The organism is Candidatus Brocadia sinica JPN1 (assembly GCF_000949635.1).
Taxonomy (GTDB): domain Bacteria; phylum Planctomycetota; class Brocadiia; order Brocadiales; family Brocadiaceae; genus Brocadia; species Brocadia sinica.
This window is the reverse complement of the sequence record NZ_BAFN01000001.1, coordinates 74,477-101,284: the sequence shown is the minus strand read 5'-3', so window position 1 is coordinate 101,284 and position 26,808 is coordinate 74,477. Positions and strand designations below refer to the sequence as shown.

The 26,808-nt window shown below is 43.2% G+C and carries 26 protein-coding genes; 23 read left to right on the top strand and 3 right to left on the bottom strand.

From position 1 onward, the window contains the following. Window positions 1-121: 121 nt before the first annotated feature. Window positions 122-2,332, top strand: coding sequence for a cation:proton antiporter (locus BROSI_RS00395; RefSeq protein ID WP_157842284.1), 2,211 nt, complete (start codon window positions 122-124; stop codon window positions 2,330-2,332). Between the two features lie 120 nt (window positions 2,333-2,452). On the opposite strand, the gene hypE is transcribed toward BROSI_RS00395, so the two are convergent. After that, window positions 2,453-3,466, bottom strand: coding sequence for a hydrogenase expression/formation protein HypE (hypE, locus tag BROSI_RS00390; RefSeq protein WP_052561311.1), 1,014 nt, complete (start codon window positions 3,464-3,466; stop codon window positions 2,453-2,455). A gap of 176 nt (window positions 3,467-3,642) precedes the next feature. Continuing rightward, entirely contained in the window at window positions 3,643-4,788 is a 1,146-nt protein-coding gene (gene hypD, locus BROSI_RS00385) for a hydrogenase formation protein HypD (RefSeq protein WP_052561309.1), read from the bottom strand. 202 nt (window positions 4,789-4,990) lie between these two features. On the opposite strand from hypD, the gene BROSI_RS00380 reads away from it, so the two are divergent. The 18 genes from BROSI_RS00380 (at window position 4,991) to BROSI_RS00290 (ending at window position 18,697) form a co-directional block, all read left to right on the top strand. Then, window positions 4,991-5,461 (top strand): hypothetical protein, encoded by a 471-nt coding sequence (locus BROSI_RS00380; protein ID WP_052561307.1) that lies wholly within the window; start codon window positions 4,991-4,993, stop codon window positions 5,459-5,461. Between the two features lie 527 nt (window positions 5,462-5,988). Then, a complete protein-coding gene (locus BROSI_RS00375; protein WP_052561304.1) occupies window positions 5,989-6,171 on the top strand; it encodes a hypothetical protein in 183 nt (60 codons plus the stop codon). Window positions 6,172-6,704: 533 nt separating this feature from the next. Then, the gene (locus BROSI_RS00370; protein ID WP_052561303.1) at window positions 6,705-7,430 is read left to right on the top strand and encodes a hypothetical protein; all 726 of its coding nucleotides are present in this window, start codon (window positions 6,705-6,707) and stop codon (window positions 7,428-7,430) included. A gap of 132 nt (window positions 7,431-7,562) precedes the next feature. After that, the gene (locus tag BROSI_RS00365; RefSeq protein ID WP_052561301.1) at window positions 7,563-10,046 is read left to right on the top strand and encodes an AAA family ATPase; all 2,484 of its coding nucleotides are present in this window, start codon (window positions 7,563-7,565) and stop codon (window positions 10,044-10,046) included. Beyond that, on the top strand, window positions 10,039-10,392 hold the full coding sequence (locus tag BROSI_RS00360; RefSeq protein WP_052561299.1) for a hypothetical protein: 354 nt from the start codon (window positions 10,039-10,041) through the stop codon (window positions 10,390-10,392). The genes BROSI_RS00365 and BROSI_RS00360 overlap by 8 nt, the downstream gene beginning before the upstream one ends. A gap of 20 nt (window positions 10,393-10,412) precedes the next feature. Then, window positions 10,413-10,757 (top strand): hypothetical protein, encoded by a 345-nt coding sequence (locus BROSI_RS00355; protein WP_052561296.1) that lies wholly within the window; start codon window positions 10,413-10,415, stop codon window positions 10,755-10,757. After that, window positions 10,745-11,083 carry a hypothetical protein gene (locus tag BROSI_RS00350; protein WP_052561294.1) on the top strand — a complete coding sequence of 113 codons (339 nt, stop codon included), beginning with the start codon at window positions 10,745-10,747 and terminating at the stop codon, window positions 11,081-11,083. Before BROSI_RS00355 ends, BROSI_RS00350 begins: the two co-directional genes overlap by 13 nt. Continuing rightward, window positions 11,073-11,516, top strand: coding sequence for an ERCC4 domain-containing protein (locus BROSI_RS00345; RefSeq protein ID WP_052561292.1), 444 nt, complete (start codon window positions 11,073-11,075; stop codon window positions 11,514-11,516). The genes BROSI_RS00350 and BROSI_RS00345 overlap by 11 nt, the downstream gene beginning before the upstream one ends. Window positions 11,517-11,583: 67 nt before the next feature. Next, on the top strand, window positions 11,584-11,817 hold the full coding sequence (locus BROSI_RS00340) for a helix-turn-helix domain-containing protein (protein WP_052561290.1): 234 nt from the start codon (window positions 11,584-11,586) through the stop codon (window positions 11,815-11,817). Next, window positions 11,814-11,999, top strand: a complete 186-nt coding sequence (locus tag BROSI_RS00335) for a helix-turn-helix domain-containing protein (RefSeq protein ID WP_052561288.1) — start codon at window positions 11,814-11,816, stop codon at window positions 11,997-11,999. Before BROSI_RS00340 ends, BROSI_RS00335 begins: the two co-directional genes overlap by 4 nt. Further along, window positions 11,999-12,982 (top strand): hypothetical protein, encoded by a 984-nt coding sequence (locus BROSI_RS00330; protein WP_052561286.1) that lies wholly within the window; start codon window positions 11,999-12,001, stop codon window positions 12,980-12,982. Before BROSI_RS00335 ends, BROSI_RS00330 begins: the two co-directional genes overlap by 1 nt. A gap of 14 nt (window positions 12,983-12,996) precedes the next feature. Then, a complete protein-coding gene (locus tag BROSI_RS00325) occupies window positions 12,997-13,857 on the top strand; it encodes a hypothetical protein (RefSeq protein WP_052561284.1) in 861 nt (286 codons plus the stop codon). A gap of 45 nt (window positions 13,858-13,902) precedes the next feature. Beyond that, a complete protein-coding gene (locus BROSI_RS00320) occupies window positions 13,903-14,736 on the top strand; it encodes a DNA adenine methylase (protein WP_052561281.1) in 834 nt (277 codons plus the stop codon). Between the two features lie 285 nt (window positions 14,737-15,021). Further along, window positions 15,022-15,228, top strand: a complete 207-nt coding sequence (locus tag BROSI_RS00315; protein ID WP_052561279.1) for a hypothetical protein — start codon at window positions 15,022-15,024, stop codon at window positions 15,226-15,228. 151 nt (window positions 15,229-15,379) lie between these two features. Next, a complete protein-coding gene (locus tag BROSI_RS00310) occupies window positions 15,380-16,582 on the top strand; it encodes a tyrosine-type recombinase/integrase (RefSeq protein ID WP_052561277.1) in 1,203 nt (400 codons plus the stop codon). 355 nt (window positions 16,583-16,937) lie between these two features. Continuing rightward, a complete protein-coding gene (locus tag BROSI_RS00305) occupies window positions 16,938-17,156 on the top strand; it encodes a hypothetical protein (RefSeq protein WP_052561275.1) in 219 nt (72 codons plus the stop codon). Between the two features lie 256 nt (window positions 17,157-17,412). Then, the gene (locus BROSI_RS00295) at window positions 17,413-17,610 is read left to right on the top strand and encodes a type II toxin-antitoxin system VapB family antitoxin (protein ID WP_052561271.1); all 198 of its coding nucleotides are present in this window, start codon (window positions 17,413-17,415) and stop codon (window positions 17,608-17,610) included. 1 nt (window position 17,611) lies between these two features. After that, entirely contained in the window at window positions 17,612-18,697 is a 1,086-nt protein-coding gene (locus tag BROSI_RS00290; RefSeq protein ID WP_052561269.1) for a tellurite resistance/C4-dicarboxylate transporter family protein, read from the top strand. Between the two features lie 109 nt (window positions 18,698-18,806). Here BROSI_RS00290 and BROSI_RS00285 read toward each other — a convergent pair whose 3' ends face one another. Continuing rightward, on the bottom strand, window positions 18,807-19,487 hold the full coding sequence (locus tag BROSI_RS00285; protein WP_052561267.1) for a hypothetical protein: 681 nt from the start codon (window positions 19,485-19,487) through the stop codon (window positions 18,807-18,809). Between the two features lie 1,074 nt (window positions 19,488-20,561). Here BROSI_RS00285 and BROSI_RS00275 point away from each other — a divergent pair. The 4 genes from BROSI_RS00275 (at window position 20,562) to BROSI_RS00260 (ending at window position 26,724) form a co-directional block, all read left to right on the top strand. Then, entirely contained in the window at window positions 20,562-21,650 is a 1,089-nt protein-coding gene (locus BROSI_RS00275) for an efflux RND transporter periplasmic adaptor subunit (RefSeq protein WP_052561263.1), read from the top strand. Between the two features lie 26 nt (window positions 21,651-21,676). Continuing rightward, complete coding sequence (locus tag BROSI_RS00270) at window positions 21,677-24,844, top strand: efflux RND transporter permease subunit (protein ID WP_052561261.1); 3,168 nt, start codon at window positions 21,677-21,679, stop codon at window positions 24,842-24,844. A 93-nt stretch (window positions 24,845-24,937) separates the two neighbouring features. Then, complete coding sequence (locus BROSI_RS00265; RefSeq protein WP_052561259.1) at window positions 24,938-26,368, top strand: TolC family protein; 1,431 nt, start codon at window positions 24,938-24,940, stop codon at window positions 26,366-26,368. 89 nt (window positions 26,369-26,457) lie between these two features. Further along, window positions 26,458-26,724 (top strand): hypothetical protein, encoded by a 267-nt coding sequence (locus BROSI_RS00260; RefSeq protein ID WP_052561257.1) that lies wholly within the window; start codon window positions 26,458-26,460, stop codon window positions 26,722-26,724. Window positions 26,725-26,808: the final 84 nt, after the last annotated feature.

The window sequence follows — 26,808 nt, the reverse complement described above, 5'->3', positions numbered from 1 at the left end:
ACCCCCATTAGAAGAAGAAATTTCGTCATTTTCTCAAGTTTCCGAACCATTTCCTATTGTTATTAAAAAGGAAACAGGGGCATTCACTATTGAGGAAATACTTTCTCCAAAGAAATACATAATGAGATATTTGGAGATTGCAAAGAAAGAAGGTCTCCCGGAGAAATCTCCGGATAGGGAGCATCAGAAAATTGTCGTGGAGAAAGAGACACCTTCAACTGCCGGGGAAAATGATAACCGCCCGGCTGTTTCTTCAACCGGAGATGTCACGACGTCTGTTACCGGAGAACAATCCATCGTTGGAGAGGAGAAAGGCACACAAACCCCGGCCGTGAATAATGCATCTCACCAGGCTGTTACAGGGCAGGAATCTCCTTCTCCTCCGTCCGTTGTGGAGGAAAAAGGTATCCATGAGGGCACTCTGGTTGTTGAAGGTTCCCCTTCAAAGGTCACAGAGAAGGAAACATCTGCTGACAATCTAAAAACAGATGTCCGTTCAATACCAACGATGCCGGGTTCTGCGACCACGCTTACTGCTGAACAACAATTTCCTGCAGTTGATGAAAGCGTGACTCACAGGCGCCTGGAGGATAACAAATCCCGCCCGCCTTTGACCGGGAAAGAATTCTTATTTCCTGTCCTTGTGGATAAAAAGGGTTATCTGGAAAAATATCTGAGTAGCGAGGGTCACCAGCCGGATATCTCTTTTTCAGAGACCCTGCAAGAAACTCCAGAAGTAAGCACACCAATGGCAATGGCAATGGCCACACCTGAACTTCAGAGTAGAACTATTGCTGGAAGAGAATCCCCACCGACAGAGGCTGAAGGAACTCAGACGCTTGCGGTGGAAGATAAATCTCACCTGACAACAGATGAGAGCAGATCGACTTTCACTTCTGCGGAAGAATCTTCTTATCCTGCAACGAAAGGGGGTTCAGACGCATTGATTGAAGAGGCAAAAGAACCTGAAAAAGAAATATCCTTACCCGAACCTCCAGCAGAGACAGAAAAAGAGGCAGAAGATTCAAAACCAACCTGGGACATATGGCATCACGATCCAACGCATGGTGTGATCCTTGCCGTTGCTATTACTCTTATTGCTGCCAAGATAGCAGAATGGATCGCCAGGATGTTGCGACTTCCTGCCGTAGTTGGAATTCTGATCATAGGGATGCTCTTGGGTAACGTCTTCACCTTTACCGGATGGGATTTTTTTCATTTTCTCAGGACGATGCCGTTCTTGAAGATGGTATCATATTTCGGAACGTTGCTACTTCTTTTCACAGCCGGTCTTCATACTGACATCAGGGCGTTATTAAGGGTGGGTGTTTCTTCCTTTCTGGTAGCCCTTGGCGGTATTATTGTGCCCGCATGGCTTGGACTTATGGTTGGCCATTTTCTGCTTCCGGATGCCTCAACTGGCACAAAACTTCTTGTTGCCATTGTTCTTTGTAATACCGGTATGGGATTATTAATGGCGGTTCTGAGTGAGCTAAAGATAATAAATACCCCGGAGGGCAGGATTTTAACCGGCGCAGCCGTTATTACCGAAATTATCGTAATTTTGACCTTTGGCCTGATCAGTGGGTTTGTTGTTCGGGGCGGGACTTCTGTACCACACATATTGGTTACCATTGGTATAGCAATTTCATTTCTTGCCATTATTTTGGTAATCATTCTGCGGTATGGTGAGGGATTCGGGAATTTTTTAACAAAAAAAGCAACAGAGGGTTTAAATATACCAATTGTGGTAATTTCCGCCCTTTTGTTAGCCTTTATGTCAGGGTCAATAGGGCTTCATACGGTAATAGGGGCCTTTGTTGCAGGTTTGTTGCTTCGGAATGTAAAGTTAAAAGATTCTCCTGACAGGGAATATGGTGCAGTTGAACGAATAATACGACCGTATTACACGATCCTTGTGCCAATACTCTTTGTCAGGGTGGGGGCACAGGTAGAACTGGAAAGCTTTTTGAATCTGAATGCAGTCCTCCTCGGTATTGCTATAACAGGCGCCGCCATTATTGGAAAAATGTTTTGTTCTGTTTGCCCGATTGAGAGAGGTACAAACCGCATAATCATAGGCATAGGGATGGCGATGAAGCTGGAGGGTACCTTAATACTTTCCGGGATAGGCAGGGATATGGGGATACTGGACGACGTTGTATTTTCCTCGATTATTATGGTAATTGTGTTTACATCTGTTCTGTGTCCTTCTTTTTTGAAGGCATCCGTGGTTAGACAAAAAAGGCGCCTTTCTAAAAATTTTCACGTCACTGTTGATGAAAGAACCAGCGAAATTTATCTGCGATTTAAAAACGAGGTTCAAAGGTGATCTATTTTAAAAAAATTCTTCGTAAAAACATCTTTATTGGGAAATTCCAGCTTTGTTATTCATCACTGAGTAATTTTTTTGATTGCGGTTCCGCTGTGCCGGGAGTTTTTCTTCCCATAATCAACAGATTCTCGGCAGCTGATCACCCATAAGCATATCAACAATCCTCGTTCCGCCAATCACTGTTTTCAGGCACACCTTACCACGTGCATCTTCAACGACGTTTCCAATAATTTCGGCATCTTTACCCAGATCGTCTTCCCTGAGTATATCACGTATCTTAACAGCATCGTCTGCTGAGGCGACAACCACTACCTTTCCTTCATTGGCAATATAGAGGGGGTCGTAACCCAGTATCTCACATAACGCCCTTACGCCATCGTTCATGGGAATGCTTTGTTCTTCGATTACGATACCGTATTTCTGTGGATTTACTATTTCATTCAGCGTGGTTGCAAGACCTCCCCGTGTAGGATCTCTCATGAATTTTATATTTGCACCTGAAGCGATTAGCTTGCCAATCATGCCGGATAGGGGGGCGCAATCGCTTTGGATCAATGGATTAAAACCCAGGGATTCTCTCTCGGAAAGCACTGCCAATCCGTGGTCTCCGATCGTACCGCTCACGATTATCTTATCGCCTGCTTCAATAGATGATGGGGAAAGATTTGTCCTGTCATCAACAATCCCTATCCCGCAGGTATTAATATAGAGTTTATCAGCGCTGCCTTTTTCGACAACTTTTGTATCACCCGTCACGATATCAACACAGGCTCCTGCTGCTGTTTCCTTCATAGAACGTACGACCTTTTCAAGCAGTGACATCTCAAGACCTTCTTCGATAATAAACCCTGCCGAGAGAAACATCGGTCTTGCCCCCGCAACGGCCAGGTCATTAATAGTGCCGCTGACCGCAAGTTTCCCAATGTCCCCGCCGGGGAAAAATAGCGGCTTAACGACATAAGAGTCTGTCGTGAAAGCCAATTTCATGCCATTTAATGGTAAAAGTGCGGAATCACTTAACTGAGAAAGGGCGACGTTATTGAAATTGGGTAAAAAGAGTTGACTGACAAGCTCATGAGTTAATTTCCCACCGCTGCCATGTGCAAGTGTTATCTTTGTATTATTTGTCATATACAATTTCTTGTAGAGAAAGTCTATTCATAGAGTTTCAAATGTTAGGAAGTGCGACCAATAAATAAAATATGAAAAATCAAATATCAAAATAAATGTATCTTATTTTAATTTTTAATCTTTGGGAGTCATGTGAAGCTCAAAAAGACAACGCTGTGGTATCTGCCTTGTTCGGGTCACGTTTCACCATATTTGTACCATGCGGCACATGTTCCCTCATTTGAAACCATACATGCACCTACAGGATGCTCAGGATTACAAACCTTCTTGAAAAGTTTGCATTCAGATGGTATTTTTATACCCCTCAGGATATCACCGCAGATACAACCATTGAATGCGGATTTCGGATTTCGGATTTCTGAATTAATCCGAAATCCGAAATCCGAAATCCGAAATACCGTGAGGGCATCAAACCATGCATAACGGTTTCTCAGCTTAAGACCACTTTTCGGAATAAGCCCAAGTCCGCGCCATTCATCATCACATGGCTCAAAAACCCTGTCTAACAGAAAAAGGGCTGTTGGATTTCCTTCCTCCCTTGCCACCCGTGAGTATTGAATTCTGACGCTTGCATCCTTCCTTACAATTTGCTCAAGAAGCATATAAATACCTTGCAAGATATCGAGTGGTTCAAAACCAGCGATAACACAAGAAATATGAAAGTCTCGTGCGATAAACTCATATGATCTTGATCCGATAATGGCGCTTACGTGCGCCGGGCACAGAAATCCATCGAGATTCAATTCTTTGTCTTTGAGAAGCGCCTTCATAACTGGTGGCATTACCTTATGTGCTGTAAGGAGAAAATAGTTTTTCAGACCTCTCCTCTCTGCTTCAATAACCGATGCTGCAATGGTTGGCGCGGTGGTCTCAAAGCCTATGGCCAGGAATACGATTTGTTTATCCGGATGCTTCTCCGCCAGACGCAAGGCATCGAGGGTCGAATAAACCACTGCAACAGATGCCCCTTTAGCCCGTTCTTTTTCAAGACTCGATGAAGACCCGGGTACCTTCATCATGTCACCAAATGTAGTTATTATTACTTCCTTTTCAGAAACCAAACATGAATCGGTTTTCTGTACCATTGCTATGGCAGTGTCTATATAACTTGTAGAGGTAACACATACGGGACACCCGGGCCCGGAGAGTAATCTCAGATTTGGCGGAAGCAGATTTTTTAGTCCATACCGGTATATCGACATGGTATGACTGCCACATACCTCCATGATGGTAATTCTGTCGTGTCCTTCCACAAGAGAAGCAATTTTTTTGGATATGCCAGCTGCAATAGTTCCGTTACGAAACTCATCGATGTATTTCATAGAAAATATCAAAAGCCTTTTGCTTATTTCTTTATCTGGTTTGACGTGTTTGAATAGGCTTTGATTCTACCAGTATTTTCAAGTCATTCAAGACATTTTCATCATTGCTTTACATAGTAGTGTTTGGGTCGGTTTGTGTGGGCAAGTACGGAATAGACACGAAGGGAGATTTTAACAATTATCAATTCGGAGGTATAAATCTATGGAAGAAAATAATCGGAAGTTAAGACTCAAACAGGAAGCATATACCACGCTTCGGGCGGCGGGGAAATCGATCTCAGAAGCCTATAGACTAGCTGGATACGAGGGAAAACCTGGTTCCAAAGCGCCTTATGCATTGGAAAAGCGGGTTAAATCCTATGATTTGGTTGCTCCCGACATGTTGAAAATGGGGCACAACGTGGCAAAGCTGACTTTACAGACGGCGGTACAGGTGCTTAAAGACAAAGAGAAGCAGAAGCTATCCAAGAAAGAGGAGATATGTTTGAAGGAAGCCCAGGAACTTTACCGGGAAATGCAGCGCCGGGAATCTCCTGTAATCAATAGGAATTTAAACATCAATGTGAATGCCGAGACTGAATTGGTTGATCTTTCTGCATACAAAGACTTGGGAAGTGGGGAAGATTCTACAGAGCAAGTTGTAAATGTCGAATTTACGCAGCAAGAGGGGTAGGTTTTCAGCATACTTTGATGGGCAGATTTGGCAGTTGACGACATGTTGGAAGTGGGGAAAGTCTATAACATCTTACATATTAATGGCTTAGGAAAGTACGTCTGATAATGTTGGTTATGTTGCAAAGTGTGGCAACTCCTTTGTATGCAAATAGTTACTACAATTACGGCGTATAAGACATAAACCACCTGGATGAAAAGCGAAGAATCTTTCCCCACTACCTTCAATAAAAGGGCGTGGATCGCATCGAATGACAAGCAACAATTCCCCATTGGGTGTTTTGGTATTCTGAAAACCAATGTCACTAACGCCACTACATCCACTAATGCTTTCCTTCTAAGTGGAAATGCTGCCAACGTTATATGAAATCTCAAAGGGATTGGGGGAGGAGTTTTTTATTTGATGTTTAAATTTTATACACTAGACGAAAGACTAACCCATGTAAAAAGTGTGTATAGGAAATACTCCAAAATAGGTGGTACAGGTGGTATAGGTGGTATTCTCCCAGTAAAATCAAGGGATTAGGGGTGACCACCTCAAAAAAAAGAGGTGGTATTGAGGTGGTTTCAGGTGGTTTCGATGGTATCAATGGCCATTGGATCGGGACGATCTGCCAGGCGGACACCCCTTCGAACCCCCCACCCCCTATCGAGGGGCATGTGCCGAGAGAATCTATCAAGTCTGTTTCTGGTAGCGCACATATTTTTTAAAAATGCCTCATGATGCAGGCTTTAAAAAAAAATTTACCCTCCTTGTAGGATACCACCCAAAATCGTTGTTCTTTTAAGTATTGACGATTTCATATCTTGTGATTTATTTTTTAATGTGTTGCGTTTGGTTCACTGAAAACACGAAAACTAGGATGATATTATATTTTGTGAACGGACACTGTTTTTACATCAGACTGAATACATTATCTTGAGATATGCTTAGTAATATTTATGCCATTTATTAATATATTTTATTTTTTGTGTCTTTTTTTTGGAATTGAGGTTAGTAATATATATATAGAGGGGATAGTGTTTTGCGCAATAGGAAGCCGATGGGAGTGCGCCTATGCTAGATATATAGTTAGCAATATTTATGCCATTTATTAATATATTTTATTTTTTTGCGTATATTTTTTTTACGAGTACATGACATTATATTTTGTGATGGGGGAGTTTAAAATCAAAACTCCTTTTTTTTTACCTATATAGGTAAGGTGAGTTTGAATGGTCTTACTGTATTCTGGGGGGGATGTATGAACACAATACTACAGGAGTTTGTAAAGGGAAAACTTGGCAGATACGCCGAACCGCAAAGGGCTGGAACACCACGGGGAGATAGGATCGGTTTCCCAAAGGTTAAATACAACGCAGCTTTGTTGCAATTAACTAACTTCCAGCAAACAACCATTGCGTCCGACCTGAAAGTTTCTTGTGGGTTGCTTTACAAGTGGCGCTGGGAGCAGGAATTTAAGGAGTTAGTTGATAAACTCCACATCGAATTTACAGACGTTTTTATGCGCACGGTTAGGGCTAAGTGCCAGGAGAAACAGCGATTAGATGCGGAATTCTTCGCAAAGCCGATTGATGAAATAGCAACAACTAGGATGCCGACCGTTAGTTATGACGAGTTTCGTGATGCGGGGAATTACGGCCACAGGTTGCGTTCAGAAATCCGTAAAGAATTCGACAAAGTTTTGCAGGAAGCCATTGAGAAAAACGACATTCCACTGATGGCGACCTTATTCGATGTTGACTATGTCGTAACATACTATTCATTAGTAGCAGATGGTATTCCGCCAGACGAGGCACAAAGACATGCCAGGGCACAGTATGACTTAGCAAGTCTAAAAGACAAAGCCAATTCAGTGATTTTACGGGAAATAAAAGCGATTCTTATGAGGCCAGCAATCTCAGACGATGAGCGTAAACGGGGTGTTTATTGGGTTAGTGTACTGGAAAGGCTATTCGAGGGCAAATAACTTTTTTAGGAGGAATTGTAAAGACAAAATCTAATTAGGTTGGCGTAAAAAGTTTGACCTCCACCCTGGGGAAACAGGACGGAGGTCTTTTTATTGGCACAGCTTAACTTTTTTGAGGAGTAATTTTAGCTTATGTTACAAGAAAAATCAACGGAAATTTGTAAAAAATGCGGCGTGATACACAAGCCAGAAAATCTCATTATTGAGATAGTTTCACTACCAAACAAAGGATACCATAAAAAGGTGTCGTGTCCTTCTTGCAAAAACTTTATTAAGTTTCTTCCACATACCGCGCCTATTCTTCGTTTCGGCAAGTACAAAGGGAAAGCTATTTCAGAGGTTGCTCAGAAAGATGCGCCTTATCTGAAATGGCTGCTAGACCAGAGTGTGGGGACTGCAAGGCTGAGAACTGCTATCAGGGGGGCGCTTACATGCAAAACAACAGAAGTAAATTGCTATAAAAATGTGCAAGACGTTACAGGACAACCAGTTACGCTTGCAAAGATTTTAGAAGGGATTAAAGCTGGGAACGGCGGAAAGTGGATTCCAGCAATTGAGAAGTTGCGGGGCACACAAGACGAGTCGGAGCAGAAGGAATGCAAGAGTAGCCTCCCTTGTTTCACGGCCTCCGGACTCTTTACGAAGAGGTCTGCCGAGGGGTTGGCTGTGCATAGCGGCTTTATTCTCTTGGACATTGACTATAAGGACAATCCTGCATTATCTGAGCAGGGGGACAGGATACGGCAAAGACTGACTAAAGACAAACTTACGGCGTTTCTCTTCGCTTCGTGCAGGGGAAAAGGCCTTGCCGTTGGGGTAAAGATTGACAAAAACCATCATGCAGAGAGCTTTCAACATCTAGAAGCTTACTACAAAAAGACTTACGGCTTGGTTGTCGATAAAAGCTGCAAGGATGTTTCCAGGCTAAGGTTTGTTTCGTATGATCCAGACATATATATAAATGAGAACTCAGAGACGTTCATCGTTCCTGAGACTGTGCCGGAGCAAGAACAACCCCCCTGCATCCCTCATGCGAGAGACGACGATCATCGAATTATGCAGGCAATCATTGCCACTGGCAAACCCCTGGCTGGCATTGACGACTACGATTCCTGGTTGAACGTAGGCTTTGCTATCGCAAATACCTTTGGCGAAGCTGGCCGTGAGTATTTCCACATGCTAAGTGGGGCTTCGTCAAAATACGACAAGGCGGACTGTGATGAGAAATACGATAATTGCCTTCGGACAAATAAGGGTGCATTTACCTTTGGAACAATCATTCATAGGGCAAAGGATGCCGGTATTGATTTAATGAAATCTGGCAGCAATGCTCTTTTTTTTAAAATCTCAAATATCCAAGACATGCTTCAGTGCGAGCGTCCGAAATATTTAGTAGAGACTCTTATATATCAAAACACGGTCAATTTACTTACCTCCTTGCCGGGTGTTGGGAAAAGTGTTGTTTCTTTTTCGATCGCAGAGGCAGTTTCAAATGGGAATAAACTCTGGGGGCGTTTCCCTGCACTAAAAAGGGGGAAGGTACTGGTAATTGACGAAGAAAACCCCGGCAGTATTCACCGCAGCCGTATTGAGAAAATGGGCGTCGATAAAGATACGCCAATTCACTTCATCCATTATCAAGGCGTGAAGTTAGACAATCCTAAACATCTTAAAGCATTGATTGACCTTATCAACAAGGAGGAATATGTTTTAGTTATCTTTGACGCTCTAATCCGACTGCACAACGCCAAAGAAAACGACGCGGATGAAATGGCAAAAGTCATGCAAGCGTTTCGTGAGATTATTAAACAAACCGATGCTACGGTTTTGATAATCCACCATGAGCGGAAAAGCAGGGATGGGGACAAAAGGGAACGATCCAGGGGGTCGGGTGATATTGTTGGGGCTGTCGATTGCCAGTTTGTGTTAGAGGAGGGAGAAATGATGGATGATGGGAAAATATTGACTCTGCATCCGGGGAAAATGCGTTTGGCATCCTTCGCTCCGATTCGATTGCTTTTTAATTCAGATACTCTAAAGATTTCTTATGTTTCAGGTGTTCTTGGTGAGGGCAAGGGTCTTATTGAAAGTATAACTCAATTTATAGGAACCGGCGTTAAGGATTTTGAAGAAATACAAAAAGCTTTAGGCGTGCCGGAGAAACAATTGAGGTCAGCATTGAAAAATGCATTGGGAAAAGAATTGATTCTGGATAGTACCTTAAAGGACGACCCAGGGTATCAAGGGTCGAAACGTAAGCAATTCTTTAAGCTGCATCCTGGTTCTGCTAATTCCTACTTGGCAATGTTTCCCCCTATAGGGGGGGAAACATGCCAAATAGAAGGAATGCTGCCACATGAACTAATACATGCCGGAAACATGGAAACCCGCGTATTTACTGAATGTGGCGATGTTTCCACATGTGGTTTGCCACATAGCCAAATAGAAAAAAAGTATGTTTCCAGCATGCAAAAAAATGAGGGTGTTTGCCAAATAGAAAATCGTCCAAAACCGACACCGAAAAACGAAATTCCTATGGGCAATGTTGAAAATTTAGACATCAAAAACTCTGAGGTTTTCGAGGTCGAATTTGCGGAGGAGGTTGCCAATGTATAAGGTCATTCAAAGTCTTATGGTTAAAGTGCAGGGGACTATTAAGACATTCCCTGTTGGGAGCATTGTAAAACTACCTGAAAAGGCAGCCCAAATATTTATCCAACAAGGAAAGATTGAGCCGGTAACAGCAGGTTACGAATTGGCCGAGCGTATGGCAATCATGGGCGAGAACACGGAACCCATGCAGCGGCAACCATTTGTGACAGAAAGTGGGGTGTTGGTCATACCTTTCAATAGCGACAGGCGGTTTCATTATTGGAAGCCTGGCGGGCAATCTGTATGCGTAACCCTCAGAGAACTCGGCAGATGCGACTTAATCCAAAGGTATAAATCGACTTACAACTAGCAATGAGAGGAGGAGGGAAGATGGAACCTAAGATCATACGGACAACCAAGAGGGTCAAGGCACATGAAGTCAAATTCGGGGAGGTGGACATCAACTCTTATAGAGATGGCATGGGCATTGGTATCCCTGGCGACATGAGAATTTATGTTTCCCTGGACATGCTGGACGCTAATCATCCAGACGTTATGAAGCAGTGTGCGCTGGAAGGGAACCGGGTGATTATCGCCGGCGGTAATGTGTACTGCCCTATCGACTGGATAAGAAAGCGTATGCCAGATATAACCAACGTTGCTAACGGGATAGAGGCGGCACTTAAACGTGATGCTATCCGTGAGTTTCTGATAAAAAAGGTGTGTGGGGAGTAGCGAGCAAAGAGATCAAGGTATTAGACTACAAAGAAAGGGTGCAGGTGATTGTTGTGGGGATATGTAAATCGGTGTTAGTTGATAAGTATTTCATTTCACTTGAAGGTGGTAAGTTGTGTTGGCAAGGTCGGGTTATAGCTCAGGTGTCGAATGAGCTTTACCTTATAGAGACCTTTGATTGGCTAGAGAGTCAGCCTTTTGATATGCGATTGGTCAGTATCGGGGGGATGGCCGACTGGCGGTTTTACGATAGCCAAGAAACCATGGTTGACCATTTCCGCAGGTATGAAAAGCAGGCATCGGAGATGATGAGTTATGGCGATTAAGCGTAGTGACTTAACTATTATCCAGGATACCAGGGAAAAGAAACCGCTGGTCTTCCACAATGCAGGAGTAAAGATCGCAAAGCTTGAGACCGGGGATTACAGTTTAGAGCATTTCGAAGACAAAGTGACGATCGAACGTAAGAGCCTTCCAGACCTCCTGCAATCATTGAGTGCTGAGCGCAAGCGGTTTATGAGTGAGGTTCAACGGATGCGGGATTTTGAATATGCCGGGCTAGTTGTAGAGGCTTCTCTTGCAGACATCTATCGTGGTGTTTGGCGCAATGCTATTTCAGTTGAGTCGGTTGTTGGTTCACTGCAAGCACTTAGCGCAAAGCATGGCCTGCATGTTCTCTTTGCATGTGATAGGGCAATCGCAGCTTTAATGGTAGAAGGTATTCTATACCACTTTTTGCGCAAACAGCACGACCATTAGGAAGAAGATTAAAAGGAAGAAAACTATTTAATTTTTTTTTACCCATTAGACCGCATGGAGATAACGAATGGTGGAGTTTAAAACTGTAGAGGTACGCAATTGTCTGTTGGATATAACAGACCTTTCGCAGTTGTTAAAAGTCAAAGAAAGCACACTGTACCAATGGACAAGTCAAAAACGAATACCCTTTATTAAGGTCGGCAACCAAATTAGGTTTAGCCTGGAGCAGGTTGAGGTGTACCTCAGAGAAAATACCGTAACTCCAAAATTCAATTGGTTCGGGCGGGAGGACATCAAATGATAAGGAATAAGGCAAGCTTTTTCACGCTTGATGACGCAGCCAGATTTTTCAACATGCGGGAGGACACCCTTTGGAATGCGATAAAAGAAGGGCGGATTTCTTGTATAGGTACAGGTAAGCGCGGGGTAAGGTTCACTGTAGATAATCTTTTAGAGTTTATTGACGGGAGGAGGGTTGAATAATGGGTAGTACTGTAGAATCTCAAAACATGCCGGATTGGGCTAGAAGTTACGCCGAACTCTATCTGGCAAAAGCGCAAAACATGGCCAATCTAAGCACAAAGGTATATAGCACCAGATACGATGGCGACACCTACGCCGAACAAAACTTTGACGAAACAGATGGCATACAGGCTATTATTGACAGAGGCAAAAACCATTCGCCGATAGTAGAGAAGGCCAAAGAACTCTTAAACGATATACTGAGCGGTAAAACGCTTAACATCAACACAAAGATACAGGCACAGTATGCAAGGCAGGCTGAATTGATCATAAAGGAATTCAAGGAAGATATTATACCGGCGATAGACGATGAGGCTTTGCGGTTGATGTGTTGGGGTAGTAGTGGCCATGCAATAAGGAAGGCTAAGGCGACCGAAAATACAATTATGAGGTTGTTACAGATAAGCGAAAACCTTTTCTATGACGATTACGAGACAGAACAAAACAGAAGGATTGGACTACTTGGCTACGTTATTCCTTATGGGCACGAAAGCGTAAGAGACATAGAATTGATTCGCAATGGCGCTCTTTACGACAGGGAGTGGAAGCAGGGCAAGAGGGAGGACAAGTATAGGCTTTGGGTTAGTGAGCAAGGCGATGAGGCAACAAAGCTTGATATACACGGTAACGCCGTGAGGTCTTTAGTTGGGTCGTATAGTTCTGAGACCAGGCCGTTTTATAGGCCAGGCGGTTTTGCGCAATTCGCTGGAGTAGCATTGGCAGGCGCTGGACTAGCGGCGCAATACTTCGGTAAGACCAAAAACAATACTATGTCGCTGTCGAAGCAAGATTACAGCGGTATGAATAATATTGATGTTGGTAAAAGTATTGCTGGTTGGCAGGCTCCCAAATTAGATACAGGTTTGACAAGTCCAGAAGTATCCGCTCAGGCGCAATTAGGCGCGCAAATATTTGGCTGGCAAATGCCGAGTTTAACCCAATAACATAGCGAGGATGTATGAATAAAGGAAGCGGGTCGTCAACTACAGTAATTCGCAATCTGCCGTCGTGGGCAGACAACAGCGCCGCGATATATTTAGATCGGGCGAAAAAACTCTACAATGAGAACAAAGACACAGAATACACGGGGAGTATTTACGCAAAGCAGACACAGGACGAAATTGACGCAATAAATGCGCTCGCTGAACGTGGGAGAGGCGGAGACCCGCTTGTAGCCGTGGGGATCGATTACACTAAAAACGTTTTGTATGGCAGTTTTCTAGAAGGTAATGATGCCGATTTTCGCAAGGCTGTTAGCAATGTAATCGATAGCGCCAAGTCTACTTATGACAATAACATCAAATCGTATATTGATGGTGATTCACCGTACTTAATGGGGGATGATAAGGAACACTTAGTGCTTGACTTGGTAAATACACAGATATTCTACGATAGCGAAGAGACCAAGCTGTCTTTTCTTAATTACCACAATGAACGCTCAAGGCAGGACAGAGTCTTATCGCATGCTATTGAACTTGGCTATCAATCTGTAGCCGATGCGGAATTATTGCGCACGGCTGGTTTGTACGCAAGGGAGTATGAGCAGGGGTCGCTTGATGCAGAATATCGCAAGTGGTTTGACGCAAGGATCAACGAAGTGCGTAATTTGGAGATACTTGGTAATGCCGTTAGGTCGCTTGTTGGTGCAGAACGGACGGTTTCTACGCCGAACTACAAGCCATCGCCGTTAGGAACCATAATGGGCGTAGCGTTGACTATCGGTGGTGCTGTTGGTGGTTTCATGCTTGGTGGACCACCAGGGCTTATGATTGGTAGCACGGCTGGACAGGGGGTGGGTTCTGTCGCCAATAGTTTCTAATTTTGGTGGATTCTTAGAACAGCAATTAAGGAGATGTAAAACTATATGAAATTAAAATCACCTGTTAATCGCATAGGCGGTAAAAGTTTTCTTGTTGGCTGGTTATCCGAGAAGGTTCCTGAGCATGTTTGTTATGTCGAACCCTTTGCAGGAGCTGGGCATCTTCTCTTTGCCAAGAGACCTTCCCAGGTGGAAGTCCTCAGCGATATTGATAATCACCTGGTGAATTTTTTCAAGGTCATTCAGGAACCGGGGAAATGCCAAATGTTGATTAACTTCTTAAATCTTATGCCTTATTCCAGAAGTCTATGGCAGGAGATAAGAACAAACTGGAAGAAAGGGAATATCCCTGGCGATCCTGTGGAAGCTTCTACACAGTGGTATTACCTGAATCGTTCTACCTATGGGGCTGATATGAGGCGGGGCGGGTTTGCTCTACCTTCTACCACCGGACGGAACCCGGCGCAATCATTCAGGACGGCCATTGATATCTTTGAGGACATAGCCAGGAGGTTGCGGAACGTTACCATTGAAAATTTGCCTTATGGCGAATGTATCAAACGGTATGATTCAGAAGACACCCTGTTTTATTGCGATCCTCCCTATCTGAATGCAGAACATTATTACGGCAAGGATTCCTTTGCATCGGAAGACCACCGTACCCTTGCAGAGCTACTTCACGGCATAAAGGGTAAGGCCATGATCTCACATTATCAGAACGGCCTATACGATGAATTGTACCGGGGCTGGCATCGGCATGAGTATTCAAGCTTCAAGGGCAGCCATAAATCAACAGGGGAATCAAAGCCAAGAACCGTTGAGGTATTGTACACGAATTTTGAACCTGCAAGAACAGCAAACTTTTTGGAGGCAAACTAATGAGGTTGTATCCATATACGGATTACCTTATCTGGCTGATAGGTTCCGAAGTAATCAGGGCGGTATGCTGGATGATCTGGACGGGGTTGCCTTGCTATATTTAGCATGCTACAGGTAGTACTTGACAATGGTTTAAGAGTACGGTAATACATATGTCCATTGATAACGGCGTAGGCAGACGCTAAAGATATATGCCTGAAAAAATCGGGCAATAGAGGGCAACAAGTTAGGTGCACTGCCTTGCACTTAGCTTTGTTGCCCTTTATGTTGAAAAAAGGAGGCTGTATGGATAGCACGTTTGAAGTATTTTGCACAATTTGTAATGGGAAGTTAGAACTCTATGTTTTGTCTGATGGGATAGCCACAGGTAAATGTCCCAACGGCTGCAACGGTGGGGCAGCAATACCGCGAGCGGTGATAAATGAAGCTATTGTCGAGATGAATGAGAGCGAGAAGAAAGCCAGGCAGTTGGAAGCAAGCGAAGCAGCTTAGAAGTTAACTTTAGATACGATGGCGTTTGGACGGAAACGCAAAACAATATTTGCTTGGGGAGACTCAGGCAATCAAAGGCAGTGGCCAGGTGTACCGTCCTACACTTGGTTAACTGCCTTCTTTTTTTATTCCATGAAAGGACGGTGGAATAATGGCGGTAAGGTGGAAAAAATATCATTCAGCATGCAAGGGCAAGCGGGTGGAAGGGGATAGATATGGCAAGGTTATTCAGGGTGGTGTTAGTTGTAACGGCAAGCGCGGAAAATACTGTCCAGAGGACGTGCCAAGTCCATGCGGGGGATGGTCAATAGAGTTTAGGGATCAGCACGGAACTTGGCGAAGCATTGTAAAACCCGGATTCACGAAGACGGAAGCAAAAGAGGCATACCAAGAGATAGTAAGAAATGTTCAAAGGGGGTTATTCGACCTTCCTATCTTGCAGAAAATGCCTAAAGTCACGGTGGAAGCCTATTCCAGAAAGTATTTAGAGTATATCAAGGGGAGTGTGCCAGAAAACACTTTTGTGAACCGTCAAACGGCGGTGAATGCCATTGCAAAACATCTTGGAGGCTTCGAGGTATCTAAACTTAATGCTGTCCTGATACAACGATTCTGCACGGATATTGTGCAAAAAGATGGGGCAAAGGCTTCTACCGTGAATCAGTATTGTTCTGTCTTAAGGCTTATTCTTGATATGGCTGTACAAGAGCGGGTGGTAAACAGTAATCCTATGCAGGGGGTTAAGCGGTTAAAGGTGGATGAGACCCGCAAGAGGATATTGACCAATGAAGAAATCAAGCGAATCCTTGATGAATCTGTATTGCCTATGGGACGGGAGCGCATGGCGATTCTTATAGGGATGTTTACAGGACTTCGGCTCATGGATGTCATGGCTTTAAAGTGGTCAAATATAGACTTCCAGAATGCAACGCTTACGACCATTGCACAGAAGACAGGGAGGGTTGTCGCCTTGCCGTTGTCAAGTTATCTGGTGGGAGAATTAAAGAAGTATAAGGAATCGGCAGGCGATGCAAAGGAGCACTTATTTTACGATGGGGAAGTGAATCATAAAATTGCTGGCGAGTGCAGTAATCATTTTATAAGGGTGTTTAAGAAGATGGGGCTATCTGGTGCCTCCTTCCATTTATTGCGTCATACCAACGCAACTTTAATCACCGAGGTTGTTCAAGACGTTTCTATCGCATCAAAAATGCTCGGCCATACAAATTTAAATACTACTATGACCTATGTCCATAGAGACCTGGACGACAAGAAAGAAGCTGTTGAAAAATTCACCAAACATGTTCTAAGCTTGAAAGAGTACGAGCTACGTACGATTTATAAAACTGCGTAATTTTATAAGTCCTTACTTATCAATGTGTTGTGGAATATCCGGGTATTTCATAGAAAATATCAAAAGGTGTTATTCATACCTTGTTTCAACGCTATTTCCCGAAGAACCAATATTTCTTGATTTTACTTTTAATCTCAGCCGATTCAAGGCAATTTCATATTGTTTGTTTTGGCGTATTTTTGTATAGTTTTATTGCGTGGGTTAATATCAGAAGATTAGATCGTGTATACTGAGCCAGGAAATAATAGATACAGCGGAATGAGGCTATAAAACTTGTAACTTGTTGATTTTCAGAGATTTCTCAGTGTACTCTGGTGTTAAGTTTAAAAAAAATACTTCAGGAAAGGGGGAAAATATGAGCAAAAATTTATATGCAATTGTAGACGGTGAGGTACATCCATTCAATTGTTACAAGATTTACACCGAACTGGACACCCTCGTTGCGTATGCCAACACGGAAGAACATGCAATGGAGTTGGCAACCATGTATGAGCACGGAGAGATTGAACCAGGCGCTTTTCGTTGCAACAAATGCGGTGGAACCCACCAGGTATTGCAGGAAAGTGGAGAATAACTTACCGCTGGGAAATACGGGTAATGAGGTAAATTAATTGATTGGTGTATTCAGTGCAGTAGTAATGACGCTGTTTTTTGCCCTATTAACATAATTACTGGTTAAAGTTTTTCTTTGCGTCTTTTGCGTCTCTGCGGTGGGTTGAACTGTTATGATAACTCTAACCCCATATGCGTACCAGATATTTCTTGACAATGATATCTTTTCAATGCATGCTAATACATACAATAATGCATATTTAACAGGAGGTAAGTTCATGAGAACAACAATAAACATAGAAGATGAATTGCTTGATAAGGCAACGAAGTTGACCGGTATTAAGGAAAAGACGTCTCTGGTCAGGCTCGGCCTCGAAGCACTTATCGCGAGAGAAAGTGCCAGGAGACTTGCGAAACTGGGGGGAACTGAAAAGAAATTAGAGATAATACCCCGCAGAAGAGCGGCAGGCACATAAGATGGTTCTTGTTGACACTTATTCACTTCTCAGGAATGGCCTGAAAGAGAGTGTAAAGGATTTGTCCCCGGCCTATTTTGCAATGGTTATGGCCACGGGTATTATTTCCATCGCAGCCCACTTGTTAGGAATGCGATTTGTCGCTTTTGCCCTGTTCTGGCTGAATATCATCGTTTATTTGATCTTATGGTTCTTGAATGTGTTGCGAGTCATTTGGTTCAGGAGACAGTTCTTCAGCGATATGGTCGACCATAAACGTGGGCCTGGTTTCTTCACGTCCATTGCCGGATCCTGCGTTCTCGGCAGCCAGTTCGTGTTGATCTCAGGAAACTACCGCATAGCAATATTTTTATGGATTCTGGGAATCGTCCTCTGGATAGCTCTGACCTACACCATTTTTACTGCACTTACCATTAAGGAAAATAAGCCGCTTCTGGATGAGGGCATTACCGGTGCGTGGCTGCTTGCTGTCGTTTCCACCCAGTCGATCGCTGTCCTGAGCGCCCTCATAGCATCACACTGGGAACAACCGTATAAGCGTGAGGTAAATTTCTTTGCCCTGTCCATGTGGTTGTGGGGCGGCATGCTCTACATCTGGATGATTTCCCTCATTTTCTACCGTTACACGTTCTTCAGGTTTTCTCCCGGTGACCTGACGCCACCTTACTGGATCAACATGGGTGCGATGGCCATCTCCACACTTGCCGGTTCTCTGTTGATTATCAACGCTCCTGACGCTCCATTCCTTCGGTCACTGCTCCCCTTTCTGAAGGGTTTTACGGTGTTTTTTTGGGCGACCGGGACGTGGTGGATCCCCATGCTTTTTATTCTGGCCGCCTGGAGGTATGTCTACAAACGATTTCCGTTGCGGTACGACCCCTTATATTGGGGAGCGATCTTTCCTCTGGGCATGTATACCGCTTGCACATTTCAGATGGCCCGGGCGATGGATCTTGAATTTCTGCACGTGATTCCACGCTGCTTTGTATACATAGCGCTATCGGCCTGGCTGACCGCCTTCTCCGGACTGGTTTACTTGCTTGTGGAACGCCTAATCGCTTTTGTATGTAAATCTGAAGGGGAGTAAGGAAGATTGGTTGAAAAACATCACATTAAAGAAGGAATCGGTTACGAAAAAATGAACGTAGATAAGAATCTTTCAGGAATCATGAAAATGATTGTATCCTTTTTGTGTTTTAAGGATTATATACGAATTTTTCCTTCAGATATCTTGGGTTAAATTGATAATCATTTCCCCTCTGTATCTCAAACACCCTTTTCGCATGGTTTATAAGTTGTTCATCCTCGTCTCGTAGGTTGTCAATCACTTCCTGAGCACTGCCGGTTAACCATTTTGAGCATACCTGCAAGTCGGCTAATCCCTTCTTACGCAAAACGACTGCAGCTTCATACTCCTTTACATATGCTTCATCTGGCATTTTCAGAAATTCCGATATTGCAAAACCAGAATGTGCTATTCCTGCCCTGAAATGTGCCGTAGCCAACTGAGCATCTTTTGCCATCTCTGAAGATGGCATACCTTCAAGGATAGTCAATAGTTCATCTGCCTTTTCATCTATCGATTTGCATAAGGATGCAAGGTTTAGATTAAAATAAAGATGTGCAGCATTGTTTCTATTCTCAAGGTCTTGAATATATCTTTCATTTCCAGAGGAAATAGAACCCCGTACTGTGCTAAGGGCTAATCCACAAAGAGTTTCAACTCCGATCATGGATGGTGTTATTATCTTTAACATTGTCTGGTTAGTTGCTTTAGAGTCCGTTATCCAATGCAAAACCAAGCCACCAATAATCGTTACTATCAGGGTTATTACTACAAAACTGCTATTCACCTTTTTTCCTATTGTCAACCACATACATTTCTCCTTTTTTTCTGGAGTTTTTGCTACAAGAAAAATCTTGTTTAATTTAACGACATTAATTATACATGTTAAGATATTCTCAAGTATTCTCATGCGTTCTAGAATATTCAATAGCTGTCTAAAGTATTCAATATAGGTTTAAGCTTCATTAATTATCGGAAGATTTGAAAAAATATTTAGGTCTGGACTGTTGACAATGCCTTAAACAACAGGTTTAATACATTGTTAAATTTCTCCATTCCAATTCCTGCATCCACTATTGCTTCATTCACCAACAGTTCTTTGTTACATACTGAACAGCGATACCTGTACTCTTCAAAATGTAGCGGTGAGATGAAAATCATCAGTTTCATTACCGAGCATAATTTTCAAAAAAATAGTTGAATTATGGGAATATTTTACTATATTTAAATAAATAATTATATTTGAACTTTTGGTAAAAGGCACTATTGCTTATTTATGGTTAAACGATTCTCAAAATTAATTCTTTCATTAATTTTTATAAGTAGCATCCTCTGCTCTTTCGGATTTGGAGAGCCTTTTACCTTTAATACTCAGTCAAATCATCAACAAGTTGAGACTTCGATTGATTCACATCAGGATGGTTTTTCCTGTATCATTGTTGGTGATTACAGTGATCCTCTGAACCTCCATTTCACACCTTTTCCGGGAGAAGAACGGAATCCGGAAGAAGCTGCTAAAAAGGAACTAGAGATTCTTCGGGGATATTATTCCAACGGGGTGCAATTAACAAATCATGTAAATGCGTCGCCGTTACGGTCTGTCCCTTTATCGACTTGCCACCTTTACCATCCTCCCTTTTACCTTCTTTTTGAAGTATTCCTCCTTTGATCCTTTCTGAATAGGGAGCCTTTGCTGCCTGGCTTGTTTAATTAATTTACGTTGCTGCTTAAAGCGCTTCATTAGTGTATGGACGCATCGGTGATGTAAGCAGGTTTTCAGGCTGAGGCTCTGTCTGCCATTTTTGCTTACCAACTCAGCAGGGAATATACCCGTTTTAATTTTCTAATTTTTTAATAATAAACATTTAAAATGTCCGAAATATTGATGACAAGAATGCTCATACTCGTAAGCCTGATTGCTTTGTTATGCCATACAGGCTGTGATGAAACAGTACACGGAGAACATAAAAAAGAGGAAGTCAAATTTCAGGTTACCAGCCCGGCGAGAAAAGGCACTTCCATCACCAGGGAGTACGTATGTCAAATCCATGCCATACAACATATTGAACTAAGAGCACTCGAAAGAGGCTACTTAAAGAAGATTTTTGTGGATGAAGGGCAGTTGGTAAAGAAAGGGCAGCTTATGTTCCAGATCATGCCCATCATATACCATGCCGAATTGAAGAAAGCACAGGCCGAAGCAAAGGCGGCAGAAATTGAATACTTAAATACAAAGTCGCTTGCGGACGACAATGTAGTATCTCCTAATGAATTGGCAATGGCTAAGGCCAGATTCGATAAAGCAAAGGCTGAACAGGAATTGGCTCGGGCACACTTAATGTTTACGGAGATCAGAGCCCCCTTTGATGGTTTGATGGGTCGCTTCCAGGTAAGGCTTGGAAGTCTTTTGGAAGAAGGCGAACTGCTTACCACCTTGTCAGACAACAGTGAAATGTGGGCGTATTTCAACGTGCCGGAAGCGGAATATTTAGATTACAAAACAAGGATAAAAAACGACAGCCCGATACAAGTAAAGTTACAAATGGCAAATAATCAGATTTTTGAATACCCCGGAGTAGTTACCACCATTGAAGCCGATTTTAACAACGAAACAGGCAATATTGCTTTCAGGGCAACATTCCACAATCCGGAACGGCTGTTAAGGCATGGAGAAACAGGTAATATCCTAATGACCGAACCGCTCATAAATGCACTGCTGATCCCGCAGAAAGCCACTTTTGAGATCATGGACAAGAAATATGTTTTTGTGATAGATGAAAACAATGTAGTAAGAACAAGGCAAATTATCGTAGGAGAGGAAATGCCACACCTATTTGTAGTAAAAGAAGGTTTGACTGAAAACGACAAGATACTTTTAGAAGGCTTGCGCAAAGTAAGAGATAAGGATGAAATAACCTATGAATTTCTGGATCCCGATTCGGTAATGTCACATCTGGAATTATATGCAGAATAATGTAAGTATTAAGAAAGGCAAGAAATATGTTCAGAAAAATTCTTCATAGGCCCATCTTCTCAGTTGTCATATCGCTCGTCATTGTTTTCATGGGTGGACTGGCCATAACACAGCTACCTATATCGCAGTTTCCGGAAATTGCCCCCACAACGGTAAATATTTTTATCGCTTATCCGGGCTCCAATGCCGATGTGTTGGTTAAGTCCACCCTTATTCCGTTGGAAACAGCTATCAACGGTGTTCAGGGCATGAGGTACATAGCATCTGACGCTACCAGTGCCGGAGAGGCTACCATACGGGTAATATTTGAACCCGGTACTGATCCTAATGAAGCGGTTATAAGAGTGAAAACAAGGGTGGATCAGGTGATGCCCAATCTTCCCCTGCTGGTTCAAATGGAAGGAGTTATCATCACACCGATACAACCCAGCATGCTGATGTATGTGAACCTATACAGTAAAGATAAAAATACCGATGAAAAATTCCTTTACAATTACGCCTATACCAAAATGATACCGGAAATACAGCGAATTAACGGTATAGCGATGGCGCAAATACTGGGGAGCCGAAAATATGCCATGCGCATCTGGTTGAAACCCGATCGGATGCGGGCATATAACATCTCGGCAGAAGAAGTGATGGAGGCAATGGCGGAGCAAAGCATCATAGGCAGGCCTGGAAGATTAGGGCAAAGTTCAGGAATACATGCACAATCGGTGGAATATGTGCTGACATACCAGGAAAGGTATAATAAGCCGGAACAATATGAGAATATTATCATTCGTGCCAATGAAAAAGGCGAAATACTCTACCTGAAGGATATAGCCAAGGTAGAGCTGGGAAGCGAATTTTTTGACATCTATTCCAATCTTGACGGTCATCCTGCGGCATCCATTGTTTTAAAACAAACAGTCGGCAGTAATGCCAATGATGTAATTAAGCAGGTAAAGGCCAAACTGGAAAAATTAAAAGCGGAGTTCCCACCGGGAATGGATTATAAGATCAGTTATGATGTATCGCAATTTTTGGGCGCCTCTATTGAACAAGTGATGCATACTTTACGAGACGCATTTATATTGGTAGCTTTAGTCGTATTTATCTTTCTTGGCGATTGGCGCTCCACGTTAATTCCAACACTGGCCGTTCCGGTATCCCTGATCGGCGCCTTCTTTTTCATGCAGCTTTTCGGACTTTCCATCAACCTGGTCACCTTATTTGCCCTTGTGCTGGCCATTGGTATTGTAGTGGACAATGCCATTGTGGTGGTAGAGGCCGTACATGCCAAAATGGAAGGAGGAAACCTGTCGCCATACAATGCCACCAAACAAGTGATGGGTGAAATCAGTGGCGCCATTATTGCCATTACACTGGTGATGACGGCGGTATTTATCCCTGTTGCATTCATGTCTGGCCCGGTAGGTGTATTCTACCGGCAGTTCTCCATTACGATGGCCACTTCCATTGTTATTTCGGGTATTGTTGCACTTACGCTTACACCGGTGCTGTGTGCCATCATATTGAAGAATACGCACGGCAAACCGAGAAAGAAATCACCGATCAAGTGGTTGCTCGGCTATTTTAACAGGTGGTTTGAAAAGCTGACAGGAAGATATGTCGGATTGCTAAAATTAATAGTAAGCAGAAGATTGGTCACTTTCGTGATATTGCTGGCATTTGGTATAGGGATATTCCTGGAAAATAAAGTTGTTCCGGCAGGGTTTGTTCCCGGTGAAGACCAGGGGACAATCTATGCCATTATACAAACCCCTCCGGGATCCACTCTGGAATTAACCAATCAGGTAGCCCAGGAACTGCAAAAAATTTGTGAAGAAATTGATGGTGTTGAATCGGTTGTTTCATTGGCCGGTTATGAGATCATGACAGAAGGACGAGGCTCTAATGCGGGGACTTGCCTTATCAACCTGAAGGACTGGTCGGAGCGTAAACAATCGGTTCGTGAGATCATAGAGGAATTGGAAGAAAAAACGAAGGATCTTGGAGCCATCATAGAGTTTTTTGAACCACCTCCTGTGCCGGGATTTGGTTCTTCTGGCGGTTTTTCCCTGCGCTTGCTCGATAAAACCAATTCTACGGATTACCATGAATTTGAAAAAATAAATAACGAATTCATGGACGCCTTGCGCAAGCGAAAAGAGCTGTCCGGCTTATTTACCTTTTATGCGGCCAATTATCCTCAATATGAGTTGGAGATAGATAACAAAATTGCTATGCAAAAAGGAGTGTCTATCGGAAAAGCAATGGAAAACCTCAACATTTTGATAGGGAGTACTTATGAGCAAGGGTTTATTCGATTTGGCCGTTTTTTCAAAGTTTACACACAGTCAGTTCCGGAAAGCCGGAGGTTCCCATCGGATATTAAGAACCTGTATGTAAAAAGTGAACATGGTGAGATGGTGCCTTATTCAGCATTTATGAAGATTAAAAAAACACAGGGCCCCAATGAAATTACCCGTTACAACTTATACAATTCGGCAGCCATCAGGGGATTTCCCGCACGGGGGTACACCACTGGCGATGCCATACAAGTAATACGGAAGGTAGCTGAGGAAACTTTGCCCACGGGGTATGACACCGCCTGGGAAGGCCTTTCGTTTGATGAAGCCGCACGGGGAAATGAAGCGGTTTATATCTTTATTATCGTGCTCATTTTTATCTATTTGGTGCTTGCTGCACAGTACGAGAGCTTCGTCTTGCCTTTAGCAGTAATCCTTTCCCTGCCAATCGGAGTATTTGGTTCGTTTTTACTGCTCAAGCTCATGGGATTGGCCAACGACGTTTATGCCCAGGTGGGAATGATCATGTTGGTCGGCTTGCTGGCTAAGAATGCTGTGCTGATCGTGGAATTTGCCGTTCAGAACCATCGGCAGGGAGCGACCATACTTGATGCCGCCATAGAAGGCGCCAGGGTGCGTTTCCGGCCGATCCTGATGACTTCCTTTGCCTTTTGTGCGGGACTGGTACCCCTGGTTATCTCCACCGGTCCTGGTGCCATTGGTAATCGTACCATAGGTTCATCCTCTCTTGGGGGTATGCTCATTGGAACCATTTTCGGGGTAATCATTATTCCCGGATTGTATTACCTGTTCGGTAAACTCATAGAAGGCCAGCAACTCATAAGGGATGAATATGACGAACCCCTGTCCGAAGAATATGTACATACAAGAGAAAGTTAAAACATGATCTCAAAAAACCTAAGGAAGGACAACGAACTAATTAAAAAATTGTTAAGGGGAGAAAAAAGGGAGTAATCGAAGAAATTAAATACAATGAAAAGAAATAACATATTAAGCTATCTAAGGATATTCTGTATTTCGCTGGTATTCGAAGGCTGTGCGCCTGCGTTGTTACAGAAAACAGCAAATAACAACGTTCCGGAAAGTTATAATAATGCACAGGATACAACCAATACGGCACAGATTAGTTGGATGAAATTTTTCACCGATACCAATCTTATAGCCCTGGTTGATACCGCACTGCAAAACAACCAGGAACTGAATATCACTTTGCAGGAAATTGTCATTGCCGAAAATGAAGTACAAGCCAAAAAAGGAGAATATCTGCCTTTTGTAAATCTTAAGGTGGGAGCCGGGGCTGAAAAGGTGGGCGAGTTTACCAGGGATGGGGCTGTTGAAAAAAACCTTGACATTAAACCTGGCAAGGAATTCCCTGAACCACTGCCGGATTATCTGATATCCGCCAATGTTTCATGGGAAGTGGATATATGGAAAAAGCTGCGAAATGCTAAAAAAGCAGCAGCATTGAGGTATCTGTCCACAATTGAAGGGAAAAATTTCATGGTAACTAAGCTGATTGCCGAAATAGCCAGTTCTTATTACGAACTGATGGCGCTCGATAACCTGCTGGCAACGGTAAAAAAGTACATTGAAATACAAAAAAATGCCCTAGGAATCGTAAAACTACAGAAACAAGCAGCTAAAGCCACCGAACTGGCAGTGCGTAAGTTTGAGGCAGAGGTGCTCAAAAACCAAAGTTATCAGTACAATATTGAACAAAAGATCACGGAAACAGAGAACAGGATCAACTTTCTGGTGGGTAGATTCCCTCAGCCTATTCAGCGAAACTCTCAGGGCTATAATGGTTTGGTGCCTGACACAATGCATACCGGTCTCCCATCGCAATTATTGACCAACCGTCCTGACATTAAACAAGCCGAACTGGAGCTGGCAGCAGCAAAGCTGGATGTGAAGGTGGCAAGAGCCAGGTTTTACCCTTCTTTAGATATTATTGCAGGCGTAGGTTATGAGGCATTTGATCCGAAGTTTTTAATAAGAACGCCAGAATCCATGCTGTATAACCTGGCCGGAGAATTGTCGGTACCCCTGATCAACAGAAGAGCAATAAAGTCAGCCTACTACAATGCAAACGCAAAGCAGATACAAGCTGTTTACAATTACGAACGTACCGTTCTGAACGCTTACATTGAGGTTGTCAATAAACTGTCAAAGGTCAGTAACCTGGGAAAAACTTATGACCGGAAGGAAAAACAGGTGCAGGCGCTTACCCAGTCGATTACTATTGCAAATAAACTGTTCAAATCAGCCAGGGCCGATTATCTGGAAGTGTTAATGACCCAACGTGATGCGTTGGAAGCGAAAATGGAATTGATCGAAACAAAAGCACAGCAAATGTTCGCAATGGTTAATATTTACCAGGCGTTGGGTGGGGGGTGGAAATAAATTATGTGAAATACTAACTACACTATCTCAAGAATGCTATCTTTGGATAAAAAGAACTGGCCGATTGCGAGCCGTAATAAATTTCTGGAATGGATTTTCTTTACGGCGCTGCGGTATCAAAAACTTTTACCACACACAAAAATCCTGTTTTGCATGGCATTACACCTTTTATTGAATTAAACGGGCATAAGGGGTTTGGATTGGATGAGGAAGAACAATATTTCGTCGATCTCCTGCCTGGACTTCGATGGGATCTTTGCCGGGAACTTTATGTGCTAGCAGGGTATGAATTACCCTTAAATGGCTCAGAAGAATTTGATAAGCACGTCTGGTTCAGCATCATAAAAGATTTCTAGTTTTTCCTTCTTTTTAAAAATATAAGTTTTTCGCCTTCCCTTTGTCCCCTCCTTGCGAAGGAGGGGAGTAGGGATGGTCAATTG